The sequence below is a fragment of the Aeromonas sp. S12(2024) genome, assembly GCF_041402305.1.
GTDB classification, from domain to species: Bacteria; Pseudomonadota; Gammaproteobacteria; order Enterobacterales; family Aeromonadaceae; genus Aeromonas; species Aeromonas veronii.
This window is the reverse complement of record NZ_JBGLRB010000010.1, coordinates 1-16462: the sequence shown is the minus strand read 5'-3', so window position 1 is coordinate 16462 and position 16462 is coordinate 1. Positions and strand designations below refer to the sequence as shown.

Sequence of the window (16462 nt, the reverse complement as noted above, 5' to 3'; positions counted from 1 at the left end):
GATAACAGATTTATGAAAAAAGGGCCGAATGGCCCTTTCTAATCTCGATGTGGCGGCAAAATCAGTGACTGCCGCGCAGACCGGTCTCCATCAGACGGCAATTGTGGTCCGCCAGACGGGCCATGAAGTGCTCATCCACTTTCAGGCCAAACACCTGCTCGTAGAGATCTTTCATCACGAATGGCTGCCACATCATGCTGAGGAAGGAGATCTTCAGCATGTCGGGATCCAGGTTGTCACCCAGCTCGCCGTTGGACTTCATGGTTTCCAGCAGGGCATCGAACTGCGGCAGCTGGCGTTCCAGCAGGCGGTTCAGCACAAAATCCCGGCCCGGGCTCTTCTCGGTCGACAATGCGCTGGAGATGGCAGAGGTCAACTCGCTGTTGGGCGCCATCACCTGATAGTAGGTGTTGAGCAGCTCGTTGAGGCTGTGATTGCTGTGTTCATCTTGCCAGGCATGGTCGAGGGGCTCGGCGACATCGCCCAGCACCGCTTTGTAAAGACCCTCTTTACTGCCGAAGTAGTAGTGGATCATTGCCAGATTGGAGCCAGCAAGCTCCGCGATTTCGCGTGTAGTCACCTTGCTATAGGGAGTATTGAGAAAACGCTCACGGGCGGCAGCAAGCAACTTGTCACGAATGTCAGAACGTCCGACCGGACGACCAGGTCTACGTTTTTCCATTTAACACCTCAGATAATTCAGCCAATGCTGATAAGTCGATCTGGTTGTGCAGAGAATAGAGCACAGCAGGAATGACCAGATAATCGGTCATGGGCCGAATATGGGACAAGGAAATTTGCAATCCTTTACAATCCGATTAAATACGTCAGCAGATTGCCCCTGACCTTCCGTGTTGACACAGCATAAAAATCTCGATATTGGTAAAAGCGTTATCGACTGGAAGGAATAACAACGTCATGCGTATCGCCACCCCGCTACTACTAATCTCCCTAATCGCGTTAACTCGCGCGGGATCCTTGTAGCCGGGCTAAGGCATAGCCGGAATTTACAAAAACCCGTGCACCCTGCACGGGTTTTTTTATGCCGCCGCAGGATGCACGTTACCGAACTTAGGAAGAGGGAAGTCACATGTCAGATCGGGTCATCATATTCGACACCACCTTGCGTGATGGTGAGCAGGCCCTGGCGGCCAGTTTGACAGTCAAGGAGAAGCTGCAGATCGCCCAGGCGCTGGAGCGGCTCGGTGTCGACGTCATGGAGGTGGGCTTCCCGGTCTCCTCTCCCGGCGATTTTCAATCGGTGCAGACCATCGCCCGCCACATCAAAAACAGCCGGGTCTGCGCCCTCGCCCGCGCCCTGCCCAAGGATATCGACGCCGCCGGCGAAGCCTTGCGGGTCGCCGAGGCGTTTCGCATCCACACCTTTATCTCCACCTCCTCCATCCACGTGGAGAGCAAGCTGAAAAAGAGCTTCGAGGATGTGCTGGAGATGGGGGTCGGCGCCATCAAGCACGCCCTGCGCTACACCGATGATGTGGAGTTCTCCTGCGAGGATGCAGGCCGCACCCCCATCGATAACCTCTGCCGCATGGTGGAGGCCGCCATCAAGGCGGGCGCCCGCACCATCAATATCCCCGATACCGTGGGCTACACGGTGCCGACAGAGTTCTCCGGCATCATCCACACCCTGTTCAACCGGGTCCCCAACATCGACAAGGCGATCATCTCGGTCCACTGCCACGATGATCTGGGGCTCTCGGTGGCCAACTCCATCGGCGCGGTGCAGATGGGGGCCCGCCAGATCGAGTGCACCATCAACGGCATCGGCGAACGGGCGGGCAACTGCTCGCTGGAAGAGGTGGCGATGATCCTCAAAACCCGCGCCGACCTGCTCGGGGTGCAAACCAATATCCGTCACAACGAAATTCATCGCACCAGCACGCTGGTCAGCCAGCTCTGCAACATGCCGGTGCAGCCCAACAAGGCGATCGTCGGGGCCAACGCCTTCTCCCATAGCTCCGGCATCCATCAGGATGGGGTACTCAAGGCGAAAAATACCTACGAAATCATCACCCCCGAGAGCATTGGCCTGACCCAGAACAACCTCAACATGACCTCCCGCTCCGGCCGCCACGTTATCAAGCACCGGATGGAGTCTATGGGTTATGCCGAGAGCAGCTACGACCTCGACCACCTCTACGGCAAGTTCCTGACCCTGGCCGACAAGAAGGGGCAGGTGTTCGACTACGACCTCGAAGCGCTGGCCTTCTTCAGCCAGATCCACGAAGAGCCCGAGCACTTCAAGCTGGAGTACCTCGGGGTGCAGAGCGGCAGCTCGGTACTGGCCACCGCCTCGGTCAAATTGAAGGTGGGACAGGATCTGATCTGCGAAGCGGCTACCGGCAACGGCCCGGTGGATGCGGTCTACCAGTGCATCAACCGCATCACCGGCTATGAGATCCGCATCGATAAATATGCTCTCAAGAGCAAGGGCGAAGGGGAAGATGCCCTCGGTCAGGTCGATATCGTCGCCGAGTACAAGGGGCGCAAATTCCACGGCATGGGGCTGGCCACCGACATCATCGAATCCTCGGCCCACGCCCTGCTCCATGTGATCAACAGCATCTGGCGCGCCGATCAGGTGGCCGAACAGATGGAACGAAATAACAGCATCAAATCAGAAACCGTCTGAGCCGAACTAGGTACCAAACAGACAGAATGGAATGACAACATCGGGACGGGGAACGTCTGAACCGGCAACCGCGCGCAGCGTCGGGGAAACCGGACAGAGGGCTCTCAAAGACAATATCAGGATGGAGAGTGTATGAGCAGTTATCGGATCGCAGTATTGCCGGGTGACGGCATTGGCCCGGAAGTGATGGCCGAGGCCGTCAAGGTGCTGGAGAAGGTGCAGGCCAGGTTCGGCCTCGCCTTCGAGTATGATCGCCATGACGTGGGCGGCATCGCCATCGACAACCACGGCACCCCGCTGCCGCAAAGCACCATCGCGGGTTGTGAAGCGGCCGATGCCGTGCTGTTTGGCTCGGTGGGCGGCCCGAAATGGGAACATCTGCCCCCCAACGATCAGCCTGAACGTGGCGCCCTGCTGCCCCTGCGCGCCCACTTCAAGCTGTTCTGCAACCTGCGTCCGGCCCGTATCTATACCGGTCTGGAACAGTTCTCCCCGCTGCGTGCCGACATCTCCGATCGCGGTTTTGACATCGCCTGCGTGCGCGAGCTGACCGGTGGCATCTACTTCGGCCAACCCAAGGGGCGCGAGGGAGAAGGGGCGAACGAAAAGGCGTTCGACACCGAGGTGTACCATCGCTTCGAGATTGAGCGCATCGCCAAGATTGCGTTCGAATCGGCTCGCGTACGCCGTGGCAAGGTCACCTCCATCGACAAGGCCAATGTGCTCGCCTCTTCCATTCTGTGGCGCGAGGTGGTGACGCAAGTCGCCAAGTCCTATCCGGACGTAACCCTCAACCATATGTACATCGATAACGCCACCATGCAGCTCATCAAGGATCCGTCCCAGTTCGATGTGCTGCTCTGCTCCAACCTGTTCGGTGACATCCTCTCCGACGAGTGCGCCATGATCACCGGCTCCATGGGGCTGCTCCCCTCCGCCAGCCTCAACGAATCAGGTTTCGGCCTGTTCGAACCGGCCGGTGGTTCGGCCCCGGATATCGCCGGCAAAGGGATTGCCAACCCCATCGCCCAGATCCTCTCCGCCGCCCTGATGCTGCGTTACAGCTTAGGGATGGAGGCTGCCGCCCAGGCCATTGAGCAGGCCGTGGCCCAGACCCTGGCCGAGGGTTACTTCACCGCCGACCTGCATCAGGCCAGCGCCCGCCATCCGGTGCAGAGCACGTCCGAGATGGGTAGCCAGATCGCCGCCCGGATCTGAGCCGCATAACTGAGAACAAGGAAGAGAGAAGCAATGGCCAAGACCCTCTATCAGAAAGTATTCGACGACCACGTGGTACGGGAAGTGGAAGGGGAGACCCCCCTCATCTACATCGACCGCCATCTGGTGCATGAAGTGACCAGCCCGCAGGCATTCGACGGCCTGCGCGCCATGAATCGCCAGCTGCGCCGCCCGGACCTGACCTGGGCCACCATGGATCACAACGTCTCCACCACTACCAAGGACATCGCCGCCTCCGGCGAGATGGCTCGCATCCAGATGGAGACGCTGGCCGACAACTGCAAAGAGTTCGGGGTTCGCCTCTACGATCTCAACCACAAATATCAGGGGATCGTCCATGTTATGGGCCCCGAGCTCGGCATCACCCTGCCCGGCACCACCATCGTCTGCGGCGACTCCCACACCGCTACTCACGGCGCCTTCGGTTCGCTGGCGTTTGGCATCGGCACTTCCGAAGTGGAACATGTGATGGCGACCCAGACCCTGAAACAGGGCCGCGCCAAGACCATGCGCATTTCGGTCAACGGCAAGCTGGCCGAGGGCATCAGTGCCAAGGACGTGGTACTGGCCATTATCGGCAAGGTCGGCCACGCCGGTGGTACCGGCTACGTGGTGGAATTCGCTGGCGATGCCATTGCGAGCCTCTCCATGGAAGGGCGGATGACGGTGTGCAACATGGCCATCGAGCTGGGCGCCAAGGCGGGGATGATCGCCCCCGACCAGACCACCATCGACTATATCCGTGGCAAGGAGTTTGCCCCCAAGGGCGAGGTACTGGAGCAGGCCATCGCCTACTGGCAGAGCCTCAAGAGTGACGAAGGTGCCCGTTTCGATGCCGAAGTGGTGCTGGACGCCGCCGATATCGCCCCACAGGTCACCTGGGGTACCAACCCGGGGCAGGTGATTGCCGTTAATGAACCCATTCCGGCGCCGGAATCCTTCAGCGATCTGATGGAGCAGCAGTCAGCCCGCAAGGCGCTCGCCTACATGGACTTGCAACCGGGTCAGAAGCTCTCCGACGTTGCCATCGACAAAGTATTTATCGGGTCGTGCACCAACAGCCGCATCGAGGATCTGCGCGCCGCCGCCGCCATCGCTCGCGGTCGCAAGGTGGCCGCTGGCGTGCAGGCGCTGGTGGTGCCGGGTTCCGAGCAGGTGAAGGCGCAGGCCGAAGCCGAGGGTCTGGACAAGATCTTCATCGAGGCCGGTTTTGAGTGGCGCCTGCCCGGCTGCTCCATGTGTCTGGCGATGAACAACGACCGGCTGCAACCGGGAGAGCGCTGCGCCTCCACCAGCAACCGCAACTTCGAAGGGCGTCAGGGCCGCGCCGGCCGCACCCATCTGGTCAGCCCGGCCATGGCCGCCGCCGCCGCCGTCACCGGCCGCTTCGCCGACATTCGCGTACTGTAAGAGGACATTACGATGACAGGATTCAAACAGCATAAAGGGATCGTCGTCCCCCTCGACAGCGCCAACGTCGACACCGACGCCATCATTCCGAAGCAGTTTTTGCAGAAGGTCAACCGCATCGGTTTCGGCAAGCACCTGTTCCACGACTGGCGCTTTCTGGACGATGCCGGCCAGCAGCCCAACCCCGAGTTTGTACTGAACCAGCCGCAATTCGCCGGTGCCAGCATTCTGCTGGCCCGCGAGAACTTCGGCTGCGGGTCTAGTCGCGAGCACGCCCCCTGGGCGCTGGCCGACTACGGCTTCAAGACCATCATAGCCCCGAGCTTTGCCGACATTTTCTACGGCAACGCCATCAACAACGGCATGGTACCGGTGCGTCTGAAGGAGGAGGAGGTCGATGCCCTGTTCCAGCTGGTGGCCGCCAAACCGGGCATCGAGATCGAGGTGGATCTGGAAGCCAATCAGGTACGTGCAGGTAGCCTCTGCTTCGGTTTCGAGATCGATGAATTCCGCCGTTACTGTCTGCTCAACGGCTTGGATGCCATCGGTCTGACCCTGCAGCACGAGGCCGCCATCAGCGCTTTTGAGGCGAAGCAGCCGAGCTGGATTTAACGCGCCAGTTGCAAAAAAACGAGTAGAATCAACAGGGAGCTTCGGCTCCCTGTTTTACTGTCCGCGAAGCTTCCCACTTTGGGCCACCGGAACTGGCCCGTGCCACAGGAAAGGATGATGAAGAGACCGATGGCAATCCCTCTGCTCTGTGCCCTGCTGCTTGCCATGCCTGCGGGGGCCAGCCAAACCAGCTTCAACAACAGCCTCGGCCAGATCAGCGTCGGCTGGCAGGATAGCGAAGGCAAATCCCAACAGCTCACCTACCGGCTCGAACAGGGCAAGTTGCCGCCCCTTATCGCCTATCGTCCGGCGAGAATGCAGGAGGAGGTGTTGCAGGTGTTGCTGCGGGAGGTGCGCCAGAACTACCCCGAGGTGCAGTTCACCCTCGCTCGTCCCTCGCTGGAGCTGCATCTGAAAAGCCGCAATCAGGACAAGGCGCGCGAGGCGATGGCCTTTCTGCAATCCAAGCGGAGCAAAGAGGAGCAGGCGTGGCTGACCAAACACTACTTCCAGTACTTCAACACCCCGGACGGGCAGCTGGCAGTGAAGCAGGATCATGTGCGCATCGCGCTGGAGAGTCGCAGCGGGCTGGCTCCGCTGGCGGATCAACTCAAGCAGCAGGGCAGCACCGAAACGGAAGCGCGCCAGAAAACCGTGGCCCATATGCTCACCTTTATCCAGAGCATCCCCTATCAGCAGCTCGACAGCCTGAACGGCAGACAGGGCAAGGGATTTCTATCTCCCCGTCAGGTGCTGGAGCAGAACCGGGGTGATTGCGACAGCAAGGTAACCCTGATGGCCGCCATGCTGGCCCAGCTCTTTCCCGAGCTGAAACAGGCCATGGTGTTCGTCCCCGGCCATGCCCTGCTGGCCGTTGACCTGCCCGCCAAGCCGGGGGATGTGACCCTCAACTGGCAGGGGCAGAACTACCTGCTGCTCGAACCTACCGGCCCCGCCACCTTGCCTGCGGGCCAAATAGCATCGACCAGCAAAACGCTGGTCGATAGCAAGCAGTTGAGTGTGCAGCCGGTTCAGGAAAAAGGCTAATCCCCTCCCTCTGCCGATGGGGAGAGAGGATTAACCCTGAGGCAGAAACTCTACCGCCAGCAGCAACCCGCTCTCCTCCTCCAGCACCCGGATAATACGGGCATGGGCTTCAAAGGGAGGCAACAGGTTGTTGTTGGTGGCAAGACTGATCCGGATGGGCTGATTGATGTCGAGCTGGTGTTCAGAGACCGCAATCCCCATGCCGTTAGCACTGAGATCCCGGCAGATCCCCTCCAGCACCAGCTGCTGCTGATAGACGGTGACCGGAGCATTGATGACCATGCGCGCAAAGGCACGCCTTTCCTTGGTATTGGTAAGCACGCGAACATCCTCTGTTGGGTGGGCGTCATCTCATGGGTATTGCACAATTGTGCTGGTCTACCCAAAAGAACGTTAATACAATGCGGTTCGTTTCTCAAACGGGGTGCGGTTTACCGCTGAGATTATACCCGTGTACCTGATCCAGATAATGCTGGCGGAGGAATTTGAGGCATGGCGCTCATTTTTTGCGCCCTCACCCGCTGGCACCTCGTTATTAACAAGTAATAGGGAGTGCCACCCATGAAGACCCTGCTGCTGATCACCACCGGCCTGCTGTCGGCCAATGTGTTCGCCGCCGACACCCTCACCGTCTACACCTACAGCTCCTTCACTGCCGACTGGGGACCCGGTCCCAAGATCAAGCAAGCCTTCGAGAAGGAGTGCGGCTGTACCCTCAATCTGGTTCCCCTCGAAGATGGCGTAGCCATCCTCAACCGGCTGCGACTGGAGGGCAACCACAGCAAGGCCGACCTAGTGCTGGGGCTGGATGATGCCCTCATCAGCGAAGCCAAGCAGAGCGGCCTGTTCGCCCCCCATCCCGCCAAGCTGGATGGCATCAAGGTGCCGGGTGGCTGGCAGGATGACACCTTCGTCCCCTACGACTACGGCTACTTTGCCTTTGTTTATGACAAGGACAAACTCAAGCAACCACCCAAGAGCCTGAAAGAGCTGGTGGAGCGCCCCGACCTCAAGGTGATCTATCAGGATCCCCGCACCTCTACCCCGGGACAGGGGCTGATGCTGTGGATGAAGTCTGTCTACGGCGACAAGGCGCCTGCCGCCTGGGCCGAGCTTGCCAAAAAGACGGTCACCGTCACCAAGGGGTGGTCAGAGGCTTATGGCATGTTCCTCGATGGCGAAGCGGACATGGTGCTCTCCTACACAACCTCTCCGGCCTATCACCTGATTGCCGAGAACAAGCCCCAGTATCAGGCTGCCGCCTTCGAGGAGGGTCACTACCGTCAGGTAGAAGTGGCCGCCAAGCTGAAGAGCGCCAAACAGGAGAAGCTGGCTGACCAGTTCCTGCAATTTATGGTGAGCCCCGCCTTCCAGCAGGAAATCCCGACCGGCAACTGGATGTATCCGGTTATCGACACGCCGCTGCCCAAGGGCTTCGAGCAGATGATCACCGTAGCCAAGCCGCTCGCCTTCAGCAGCGATGAGGTGGCCGCCAATCGCAAAGGGTGGATCCGCGAGTGGCTGCAAGCCGTCACCCAGTGAGCCGTTATCTGAAACCACAGGCTCGTCCCCTCTGGTGGCTGCCGGGCAGTGCAGCCACCCTGTTGATCCTGCTGTTATCCCTCGGGCCGCTCGCGGCCCTGCTGTGGCAGGCCGGTTCGCTGGCACCCCGCACCCTGTTCGCAGATCCTTATCTGCGTCATGTGCTGGGCTTCAGTCTGGGGCAGGCACTGCTCTCCACCTTGCTGAGCCTGGGGCTGGCCATTCCGGTGGCCCGCGCCCTGGCGCGGCGCCGTTTCATTGGCCGTCCCCTGCTGATCAAGTTGTTTGGCCTCTCGCTGGTGCTGCCGGTCATCATCGCCATCTTCGGCATAGTAGCGGTACACGGCAAACAGGGGTGGCTGCCGCAGCTGCTGCGCACCCTGGGGCAGGATCCCGGCAACTATCTCTACGGCCTGTTCGGTATCCTGCTGGCCCACATCTTCTTCAACATGCCGCTGGCGGCACGCCTGATGCTGCAGAGCATAGAGAGCATCCCCGAATCGAGCTGGCGCCTCGCCAGCCAGCTCAGCATGCGCTCATCCCACATCTTCCGGCTGCTGGAGTGGCCGCTTATTCGCAGCATATTGCCGGGGCTGGCCAGCCTCATCTTTATGCTCTGCTTCACCAGCTTCACCACAGTGCTGGCGCTGGGGGGCGGGCCGAAATCGACCACCCTGGAGGTGGCTGTCTATCAGGCGCTGCGCTTTGACTTCGATCTCGCCACCGCGGGCGGACTGGCGCTGGTGCAGCTGATCCTGACCGCCGCCTTGCTCGCCCTGCAGCACAAGCTGCAGAGCCCCCCGGCCAGCAGGGTGACTCCCCGTCGCCCCTGCCTGCGACCGGACCGTCATCAGCCGGGCACGGCCGTGGTGGATCTGCTCTCGCTCTGTATCGGCCTCGCCATCTTTCTGCCACCGCTGCTGGCCATCGTCGTCGCTGGCCTCCACCCCGGCCTGCTGACGGCGCTCACTTCCGCCAAACTGTGGCAGGCGAGCGGCCAGTCGCTGCTGATTGCGCTGGCGGCGGGCACCCTGGCGACCCTGCTCGGCAGCGGCCTGCTGCTCACCAGTCGCCACCTCAAGGTACGCACCCGCCAGCGGCGAGCTGCCGCCCTTTGGGAGGCCAGCGGTTCGATGATCCTGATGATCCCGGCCGTGGTGCTCTCCACCGGTCTCTTCATCCTGTTTATGCCGTTCGCCGATGTGTTCGCCCTCGGCCCCTGGCTGGTGGTGCTGGTCAACGCCCTGATGGCGCTGCCCTACGTGCTGCGCACCCTCTCCGCCCCCATGCAGCTGGTGGTGCGCCAGTATGACCGGCTGGCGGACAGCCTGGGGGTACGTGGTCTGCATCGCCTGCGGCTGGTGGAGTGGCCGCTGTTGCGCCGTCCGCTGGCACTGGCGATGGCGCTGTCGATGATCCTCTCGCTGGGGGATCTCGGTGCCATCGCCATGTTTGGCAGTCAGGAGCTCACCACCCTGCCCTGGCTGCTCTATCAGCAGCTCGGCAGCTATCGATTGACCGAGGCAGCCGCCACCGCTCTGCTGCTGCTGACGCTCTGTTTCTCCCTGTTCTGGCTGGTGGAGCGGGGTCTTGGAGGAAAAAATGGCGAGCAACATTGAGATACTAAACGCCTTGCGCCCCTGTGCTAGCGTTTCTGCGGCTGTTTTGGCTGGTCGAACGGACCCTTTGAGGAGGAAAACATGCTGAACATTGATACGCTGGTGACCAGCTACCCCGACTGGCGCGTCAGCTTCAGCGCGACCCTGCCCAAGGGAGAGATCACCGCGCTGATCGGCCCAAGCGGCGCAGGTAAATCGACCCTGCTCGGGATGATCGCCGGATTCGTGCCGGTGGAGTCGGGCCGCCTCAGCTTCGATGGCGAAGATCTGCTGCCACTGGGCCCCGCCGAGCGACCAGTCACCACCCTGTTTCAGGATCACAACCTGTTCCTCCATCTGTCGGTGTTCGACAATATCGCCATCGGCTTGCACCCGGGTCTGCGCCTGAGTGCAGCCCAACGGGCACAGGTGATCGATGCAGCCGAGCGTGTTGGTCTTGGCGAGATGTTAAACCGCCAGCCTGAACAGCTCTCCGGCGGCCAACAGCAGCGGGTCGGGCTGGCCCGTGCGCTGGTGCGGGGCAAACCGCTGCTGCTGCTGGATGAACCCTTCTCGGCCCTCGATCCGGCCCTGCGTCGGGAGATGCTGGCGGAAGTGGCGCGCCTCGCCTGCGAGCAGGGCATTACCGTATTGATGGTCTCCCACAATCCGGAAGATGCCCAGCTGATTGCAGATCAGGTGCTCTTTATAGACGAGGGCCGCATCGCCCTGCAGGGGAAGCCGGATATTCTGCAGAACAGCAACCACCCGGGGCTGCTGCGCTACCTGGGTCAATAGCCCTTGGCACAAGACTGCGCCGGGATCAAAAAGGGAGGCCGATTGGCCTCCCTTTGTATCTGGAAATATTCAGTTTAATCAGAGGTTTTCCTCGGCGAACGAGGCCAGTCGGCTGCGTACCACGCCGTTGAGGAAGATGTTGGCACTGCCGTCAAAATCCTTGAAACGCTCGACGATGTAGGTGAGACCCGAGGTCACCGGGCTCAGGTAGTTGGAGTCGATCTGGGCCAAGTTACCGGAACAGACGATCTTGGTGCCCTCCCCGCAACGGGTAATGATGGTCTTGATCTGGGAAGCCGTCAGGTTCTGGCACTCATCCAGCAGCACGAAGGTGTTCTGGATGCTGCGCCCGCGCATGAAGTTGACCGATTTGAACTGGATGTTGGCCTTCTCCATGATGTAGCTGAGCGAGCCGCTCATGTTCTCGTCCTGCTTGTGCAGCACCTCCAGGGTGTCAGTCACCGCCGCCAGCCAGGGCATCATCTTCTCCTCTTCGGTGCCGGGCAGGAAGCCGATGCTTTCGGCAATTTCCGGGGTATTCCGGGTGACGATCACCTTCTCGTAAATGCCCTTCTCAATCACCAACTCCAGCGCAGCAGCCATGGCCAGCAAGGTCTTGCCGCAACCCGCCGGGCCAGTCAGGATCACCAGATCGATGTGCGGATCGAGCAGTGCATCCAACGCCATCCCCTGATAGACGTTCTTGGGATGGACACCCCACGCCTTGCGGGACATCAGTCGCTCGCGGCCCAGATCCTTGATGCGGATCTTGTTGCCATCGTGGCTGAGCACCCGGGCTGCGAAGAAATTCTCCTCATCCACCAGATACTGGTTTACGTGAACCCCTTCCAGCAGATTGGCATCGATCACATGGATGGTGTCGCGGCCATGGGTCTCGCTCTCGCACTCGCCAACCCGCTCCCAAAAGCTGCCGGGCACAACCTGAAAGCCTTTAGCCAGCAGGCGGATATCATCGATCAGCTGGTCGCTACGGTAATCTTCAACGTGAGCAAGCCCGGCCCCCTTGGCCTTGAGGCGCATGTTGATGTCTTTGGTGACCAGCACCACCTGACGCTTCAACTCGTGCTTTTGCAGATAGAGGGCCGCGTTGATGATGCGGTTGTCGGCCTCCTTGTCGGTAAACACCTCGGCATCCTGCGGCAGATGGTGATCGCTGAAGATGCAGATATTGCCGCTCGCTTCGCCAACCAGCGGAACGCCCTGGGTGATCTGATCCGGGGTTGCATCGCGGAACACATCTTCCAGCGCACGAATGGCCACCCGCGCGTCGCGGCTGACATCCTTGTTGCGATCCTTGATGTTATCGAGCTCTTCCAGCACCGTCATGGGGATGAGCACGTCGTGCTCTTTGAAGGAGTAGATAGCGAGGGGTTCGTGAAGCAGAACGTTGGTATCCAGGATAAACAGCTTTCGGTCCGTATTGTCCATAAGCATCCTCCTTGGCACTGAAGGGCCACGTGTGTGAATCTCAGATGTCATTGAAACCACACGGCCGTGACAGTTTTATTACCCTCAACGCTACGCCCGATTTTACTATCGCGCAACAAATCACTGGGCCGCCTGATTTGATTGAGCATAAAAACAGCAATAAAAAGACCGACGCTATGGCCGGTCTTTTTTCTATCGTTCAACTACTTGGGTATGTCTGTCAGCCACACTTGGAGTCGCCACAGTTGAGGCAGGTCATGCAGCCATCCTTCAGCACCAGCGCTTTGGTGTGGCACTTGTAGCAGAGCGCCGCATTGGCCGGGAAACCACTGCCCGCCTGTTGCTCTTCGGCCTCCTGAGCGGCTTTCAATTCAGCCTGTTTCTCGGCCAGAAATGCCTGCTGATGCTCGTCCAGCCCGGTTGCCTTGAGCATGCCGATCTCGGTGAGATGGCTCTCGATCACGTTGCCAATTTCGGCGATCAGCGATGGAACGTACTTGCCCTTGTTCCAGTATCCGCCCTTGGGATCAAACACCGAGCGCAGCTCCTCCACCAGGAAGGTGACATCCCCACCCTTGCGGAATACCGCCGAGATGATGCGGGTCAGCGCCACGATCCACTGGTAGTGCTCCAGGCTCTTGGAGTTGATGAAAATCTCGAACGGACGGCGAGTTTCGTGAACCGTGCCCTCGTTGAGAATGATGTCGTTGATGGTGATGAACAGTGAGTGCTCGGAGACATGCTCCGGCGTCTTCAACTTGTAGGTGGTACCCATCAGCCGCTCCGGGCGCAGCACGGTTTCGTGCATGTGCACCACGTCATCCTGCACAGAGAGATCTTCTTGCGGCTCATCCTTGGTACGCACCTTGTAGGCGACGATTTTCTTGTCGATCTTCTTGACCATAATGTCGTTCTCAGAATTTACCGTAATAGCCTTCTTTCAAGGCGTCGTAGAGGTTGGCGGCCGTATGCAGCTCGCCATCGTATTCGATCTCTTCGTTCCCCTTGACGGAGATGACGGAGCCATCCTCCAGGGTGAAATCGTACAGGGTGTTCTCCAGATCCTTCTCCTTCACCAGCACGCCCTGGAAGGCCTCCGGATTGAAGCGGAAGGTGGTGCAGCCCTTAAGGCCGGAGTCCGAGGCATACATGTAGATATCCTTGAACTGCTCGAACGGGAAATCGGTTGGCACGTTTGCAGTCTTGGAGATGGAGGAGTCGATCCAGCGCTGGGCCGCCGCCTGAATGTCCACATGCTGCGCCGGGCTGATGTCATCGGCAGTAATGAAATAGTCCGGCAGACGGCTCGCCTCATCATCGGCATAGGGCATGGCGGCCGGATTCACCAGCTCGCGGTAGGCCAGCAGCTCGAAGGAGTAGACATCGACGCTCTCCTTGCTCTTCTTGCCCGGCTTGATAACGTTGCGGCTGTAGTGGTGGGCAAAGCTCGGCTCGATGCCGTTGCTGGCGTTGTTGGCCAGAGACAGCGAGATGGTGCCGGTCGGCGCGATACTACTGTGATGGGTGAAACGCCCACCCACTTCGGCCAGCTCGGCGACCAGCGCAGGATCCACTTCGGCAACCTGCTGCATGTAGCGGCTGTAGCGCGCATGCAGCACCTTGCCCTTCACCTTGTCGCCCACCTTGATGCCATCAGCCGCCATTTCCGGGCGCAGACGCAGCATCTTGCCGGTCACTTCGAACTCCTGCTCCAGGATGGGGGCTGGGCCCTTCTCCTTGGCAAGACGCAGGGACTCCTGCCAGCCGGTCATCGCCAGATCCTGGGATACCTGCTCGGTAAAGGCGACGGATGCCGCAGAGCCGTACTTGATCTGCAGCATGGTGAGGGTCGAACCAAGACCCAGGAAACCCATGCCATGCCGGCGCTTGGCTGTGATCTCCTCGCGCTGTTTGGCCAGTGGCAGTTGGTTGATCTCTACCACGTTGTCGAGCATGCGGGTAAAGATGGCTACCACCTTGCGAAACGCCTGCCAATCGAACGCAGCGCTTTCAGTAAAAGGGTCGCGCACAAACTTGGTCAGATTGACCGAACCCAGCAGACAGGCACCATAAGGCGGCAACGGCTGCTCGCCACAGGGGTTGGTCGCGCGGATCTCTTCACAGAACCAGTTGTTGTTCATCTGGTTGACCTTGTCGATCAGGATGAAACCGGGCTCTGCATAGTCATAGGTGGAGGTCATGATGACATTCCACAGCTTGCGGGCGGGCATGGTCTTGTAGACCTTACAAGCGACCTGCCCCAACTCATTGAATACAACCCCTTCCTTGTTGGGCCAGTCGGCCCATAGCACCTGAGCGGGATCGTCCAGCGCAATGCCATCCTGCTCCACCTCTTTGGCGGTATAGGGGAAGATCAGCGACCAGGGCGCATCCTCTTTCACCGCCTTGACGAAATCTTCGGTGATGAGCAGGGAGAGGTTGAACTGACGCAGGCGGCCATCTTCACGCTTGGCCTGAATAAACTCGATCACATCGGGATGGCGGATATCCATGGTGCCCATCTGGGCGCCGCGACGGCCACCGGCTGACGAGACGGTGAAACACATCTTGTCATAGATATCCATAAAGGAGAGCGGGCCGGAAGTGTAGGCACCGGCACCGGAGACAAAGGCACCGCGCGGGCGCAGGGTCGAGAAGTCATAGCCGATACCGCACCCGGCTTTCAGGGTCAGACCGGCCTCGTGCACCTTGCCAAGAATATCGTCCATCGAATCTTCGATGGTACCGGAAACAGTACAGTTGATGGTTGAAGTGGCAGGCTTGTGCTCAAACGCCCCCGCATTGGAGGTGATGCGGCCCGCCGGAATGGCACCATTGCGCAGCGCCCACAGGAACGGCTCATACCAGGCCTCAGGTTCCAGCTCCTGCTCTGCCAACGCACGGGCTACCCGCTGGTAAGTCTCATCGATAGAGCTGTCGATGGGAGTACCATCCTTGCTCTTGAGGCAATACTTGCTATCCCAGATCTCGAGGGACGTTTCCTGCATGGGGATAAGGCGGGAGCCAAGCTCACTCTCCAGCACCGGGTTCGATTTAGCCATTTTCAATCAACCTTATGTGAATGCATCAACATCATGACAACAGCAGAAAACACAACCAATGGTGCCATCTAAAATTAATGGCACAACATATAGTACACCTGATGCCATGAGGGCGCCGATTCTAACCTAAAAAAATGCCCCGGCCAGCAGATTTCTGGGCCAGGGCACTTAACTGATTAATTTGCTGAGAGATTTAACACTCAGAGATAGATCAGGGCTTCTTGACGTAAACGGTCGGTGTTTCACCCGCCATATTCAGATAGAACTCGTAGACGCCATCAGCATCCGGTGAGAACTTCATGTCCTCATACTTGGAGCAGGGGTTTACCGGCACCGCCTCACCACCCAACACGGCAACACCATCACTCGGGCTCTTGTAGCCAAAGTTGGTACCGCAGCTCCAGCCTGAATCAGCAAACTTGAACTTGTAGGGGGCCCACTCTTTCTTGAGAGTGCCTTTGGCCATATAGAGTTTGTCGGCCACCTTGACAACCTTGCTTTCATCAGTAGCCATCCAATCGTTCATCTCCCCGCGCAGGTAGATGGACTTGCCACCGAAGTCGCTGTTGTCTGTCCCAGCCTGCTCTGCACCACCATTGGATGCGCAACCGCCTAATACCAGGGTTCCCGCCGCCAGCATCATCGTTACTGTTCTCTTGAACATGAGTCTATTCCTTAAATTATTGTGATTCCTTGGTCCATCAATATGGACTGAAGAATTAAACCAGAGGAGACATCACAAGAAAGGTAGAGGCATCACATTCTGTACTTTTTGTATCCAACACATTGAATTAGTGAGCAAATATCGAACAGAAAAAGAGGTCTTTTTGGGGCTTTAGAAGGCTAATCAATGAATGACAAGAAGGGGGAAGTCTAATAATCCGGCGACGTGATGAATTGCAGGCAATAAAAAAACCCGCTCGATGAGCGGGGTTTCTTGTATTGGGTGCCTGGCAGTGTCCTACTCTCGCATGGCGAATGCCACACTACCATCGGCGCTACCGCGTTTCACTTCTGAGTTCGGCATGGGATCAGGTGGTTCCACGGCGCTA

14 protein-coding genes, 1 rRNA gene and 1 riboswitch are annotated in these 16462 nt (G+C 59.1%); of the genes, 8 read left to right on the top strand and 7 right to left on the bottom strand.

Features of this window, described 5'->3' with window-relative positions; all coding sequences use genetic code 11:
- Positions 1-61 precede the first annotated feature (61 nt).
- Positions 62-682 carry a TetR/AcrR family transcriptional regulator gene (locus tag ACB035_RS11080; protein ID WP_005349170.1) on the bottom strand — a complete coding sequence of 207 codons (621 nt, stop codon included), beginning with the start codon at positions 680-682 and terminating at the stop codon, positions 62-64.
- A 408-nt stretch (positions 683-1090) separates the two neighbouring features.
- Between ACB035_RS11080 and leuA the strand changes: the two genes are divergently transcribed.
- The 5 genes from leuA to ACB035_RS11055 all read left to right on the top strand — a co-directional run bounded on the left by leuA (position 1091) and on the right by ACB035_RS11055 (position 6961).
- Positions 1091-2653, top strand: a complete 1563-nt coding sequence (gene leuA / locus ACB035_RS11075) for a 2-isopropylmalate synthase (RefSeq protein ID WP_005341192.1) — start codon at positions 1091-1093, stop codon at positions 2651-2653.
- 132 nt (positions 2654-2785) lie between these two features.
- On the top strand, positions 2786-3871 hold the full coding sequence (gene leuB, locus ACB035_RS11070) for a 3-isopropylmalate dehydrogenase (RefSeq protein ID WP_201952726.1): 1086 nt from the start codon (positions 2786-2788) through the stop codon (positions 3869-3871).
- Positions 3872-3904: 33 nt separating this feature from the next.
- The gene (gene leuC, locus ACB035_RS11065; RefSeq protein WP_201952728.1) at positions 3905-5302 is read left to right on the top strand and encodes a 3-isopropylmalate dehydratase large subunit; all 1398 of its coding nucleotides are present in this window, start codon (positions 3905-3907) and stop codon (positions 5300-5302) included.
- A 12-nt stretch (positions 5303-5314) separates the two neighbouring features.
- Positions 5315-5914, top strand: coding sequence for a 3-isopropylmalate dehydratase small subunit (gene leuD, locus ACB035_RS11060; protein ID WP_100654506.1), 600 nt, complete (start codon positions 5315-5317; stop codon positions 5912-5914).
- A 117-nt stretch (positions 5915-6031) separates the two neighbouring features.
- Positions 6032-6961 carry a transglutaminase domain-containing protein gene (locus tag ACB035_RS11055; RefSeq protein WP_265776353.1) on the top strand — a complete coding sequence of 310 codons (930 nt, stop codon included), beginning with the start codon at positions 6032-6034 and terminating at the stop codon, positions 6959-6961.
- Between the two features lie 30 nt (positions 6962-6991).
- Here the strand turns inward: ACB035_RS11055 and ACB035_RS11050 are convergent, their stop codons facing one another.
- Entirely contained in the window at positions 6992-7282 is a 291-nt protein-coding gene (locus ACB035_RS11050) for a PilZ domain-containing protein (RefSeq protein ID WP_005339160.1), read from the bottom strand.
- A gap of 89 nt (positions 7283-7371) precedes the next feature.
- Positions 7372-7462: riboswitch (TPP riboswitch) on the top strand.
- Between the two features lie 60 nt (positions 7463-7522).
- Here ACB035_RS11050 and thiB point away from each other — a divergent pair.
- The 3 genes from thiB (at position 7523) to thiQ (ending at position 10899) form a co-directional block, all read left to right on the top strand.
- Positions 7523-8503 (top strand): thiamine ABC transporter substrate binding subunit, encoded by a 981-nt coding sequence (thiB, locus tag ACB035_RS11045; RefSeq protein ID WP_371167292.1) that lies wholly within the window; start codon positions 7523-7525, stop codon positions 8501-8503.
- A complete protein-coding gene (thiP, locus tag ACB035_RS11040) occupies positions 8500-10122 on the top strand; it encodes a thiamine/thiamine pyrophosphate ABC transporter permease (protein WP_371167343.1) in 1623 nt (540 codons plus the stop codon). The genes thiB and thiP overlap by 4 nt, the downstream gene beginning before the upstream one ends.
- A gap of 81 nt (positions 10123-10203) precedes the next feature.
- Positions 10204-10899, top strand: coding sequence for a thiamine ABC transporter ATP-binding protein (thiQ, locus tag ACB035_RS11035; RefSeq protein WP_129504702.1), 696 nt, complete (start codon positions 10204-10206; stop codon positions 10897-10899).
- A gap of 78 nt (positions 10900-10977) precedes the next feature.
- Here the strand turns inward: thiQ and ACB035_RS11030 are convergent, their stop codons facing one another.
- The 5 genes from ACB035_RS11030 to rrf all read right to left on the bottom strand — a co-directional run.
- Positions 10978-12348 (bottom strand): PhoH family protein, encoded by a 1371-nt coding sequence (locus tag ACB035_RS11030; RefSeq protein WP_279464349.1) that lies wholly within the window; start codon positions 12346-12348, stop codon positions 10978-10980.
- Positions 12349-12568: 220 nt separating this feature from the next.
- A complete protein-coding gene (locus ACB035_RS11025; protein WP_201908708.1) occupies positions 12569-13252 on the bottom strand; it encodes an NrdJb in 684 nt (227 codons plus the stop codon).
- A 10-nt stretch (positions 13253-13262) separates the two neighbouring features.
- Entirely contained in the window at positions 13263-15410 is a 2148-nt protein-coding gene (locus ACB035_RS11020) for an adenosylcobalamin-dependent ribonucleoside-diphosphate reductase (RefSeq protein ID WP_371167291.1), read from the bottom strand.
- A 211-nt stretch (positions 15411-15621) separates the two neighbouring features.
- Positions 15622-16074 (bottom strand): pullulanase, encoded by a 453-nt coding sequence (locus tag ACB035_RS11015; protein WP_371167290.1) that lies wholly within the window; start codon positions 16072-16074, stop codon positions 15622-15624.
- Positions 16075-16358: 284 nt separating this feature from the next.
- Positions 16359-16462, bottom strand: a 5S ribosomal RNA gene (gene rrf / locus ACB035_RS11010); the annotation flags it as partial.

Excerpts from the sequence above, each read along its gene's own strand:
- leuA (WP_005341192.1), top strand. The coding sequence starts at position 1,091 with ATGTCAGATCGGGTCATCATATTCGACACCACCTTGCGTGATGGTGAG.
- ACB035_RS11025 (WP_201908708.1), bottom strand. The coding sequence starts at position 13,252 with ATGGTCAAGAAGATCGACAAGAAAATCGTCGCCTACAAGGTGCGTACC.
- thiB (WP_371167292.1), top strand. The coding sequence starts at position 7,523 with ATGAAGACCCTGCTGCTGATCACCACCGGCCTGCTGTCGGCCAATGTG.
- ACB035_RS11015 (WP_371167290.1), bottom strand. The coding sequence starts at position 16,074 with ATGTTCAAGAGAACAGTAACGATGATGCTGGCGGCGGGAACCCTGGTA.
- ACB035_RS11080 (WP_005349170.1), bottom strand. The coding sequence starts at position 682 with ATGGAAAAACGTAGACCTGGTCGTCCGGTCGGACGTTCTGACATTCGT.
- ACB035_RS11055 (WP_265776353.1), top strand. The coding sequence starts at position 6,032 with ATGAAGAGACCGATGGCAATCCCTCTGCTCTGTGCCCTGCTGCTTGCC.
- ACB035_RS11030 (WP_279464349.1), bottom strand. The coding sequence starts at position 12,348 with ATGGACAATACGGACCGAAAGCTGTTTATCCTGGATACCAACGTTCTG.
- thiQ (WP_129504702.1), top strand. The coding sequence starts at position 10,204 with ATGCTGAACATTGATACGCTGGTGACCAGCTACCCCGACTGGCGCGTC.
- leuD (WP_100654506.1), top strand. The coding sequence starts at position 5,315 with ATGACAGGATTCAAACAGCATAAAGGGATCGTCGTCCCCCTCGACAGC.
- ACB035_RS11020 (WP_371167291.1), bottom strand. The coding sequence starts at position 15,410 with ATGGCTAAATCGAACCCGGTGCTGGAGAGTGAGCTTGGCTCCCGCCTT.
- leuB (WP_201952726.1), top strand. The coding sequence starts at position 2,786 with ATGAGCAGTTATCGGATCGCAGTATTGCCGGGTGACGGCATTGGCCCG.
- leuC (WP_201952728.1), top strand. The coding sequence starts at position 3,905 with ATGGCCAAGACCCTCTATCAGAAAGTATTCGACGACCACGTGGTACGG.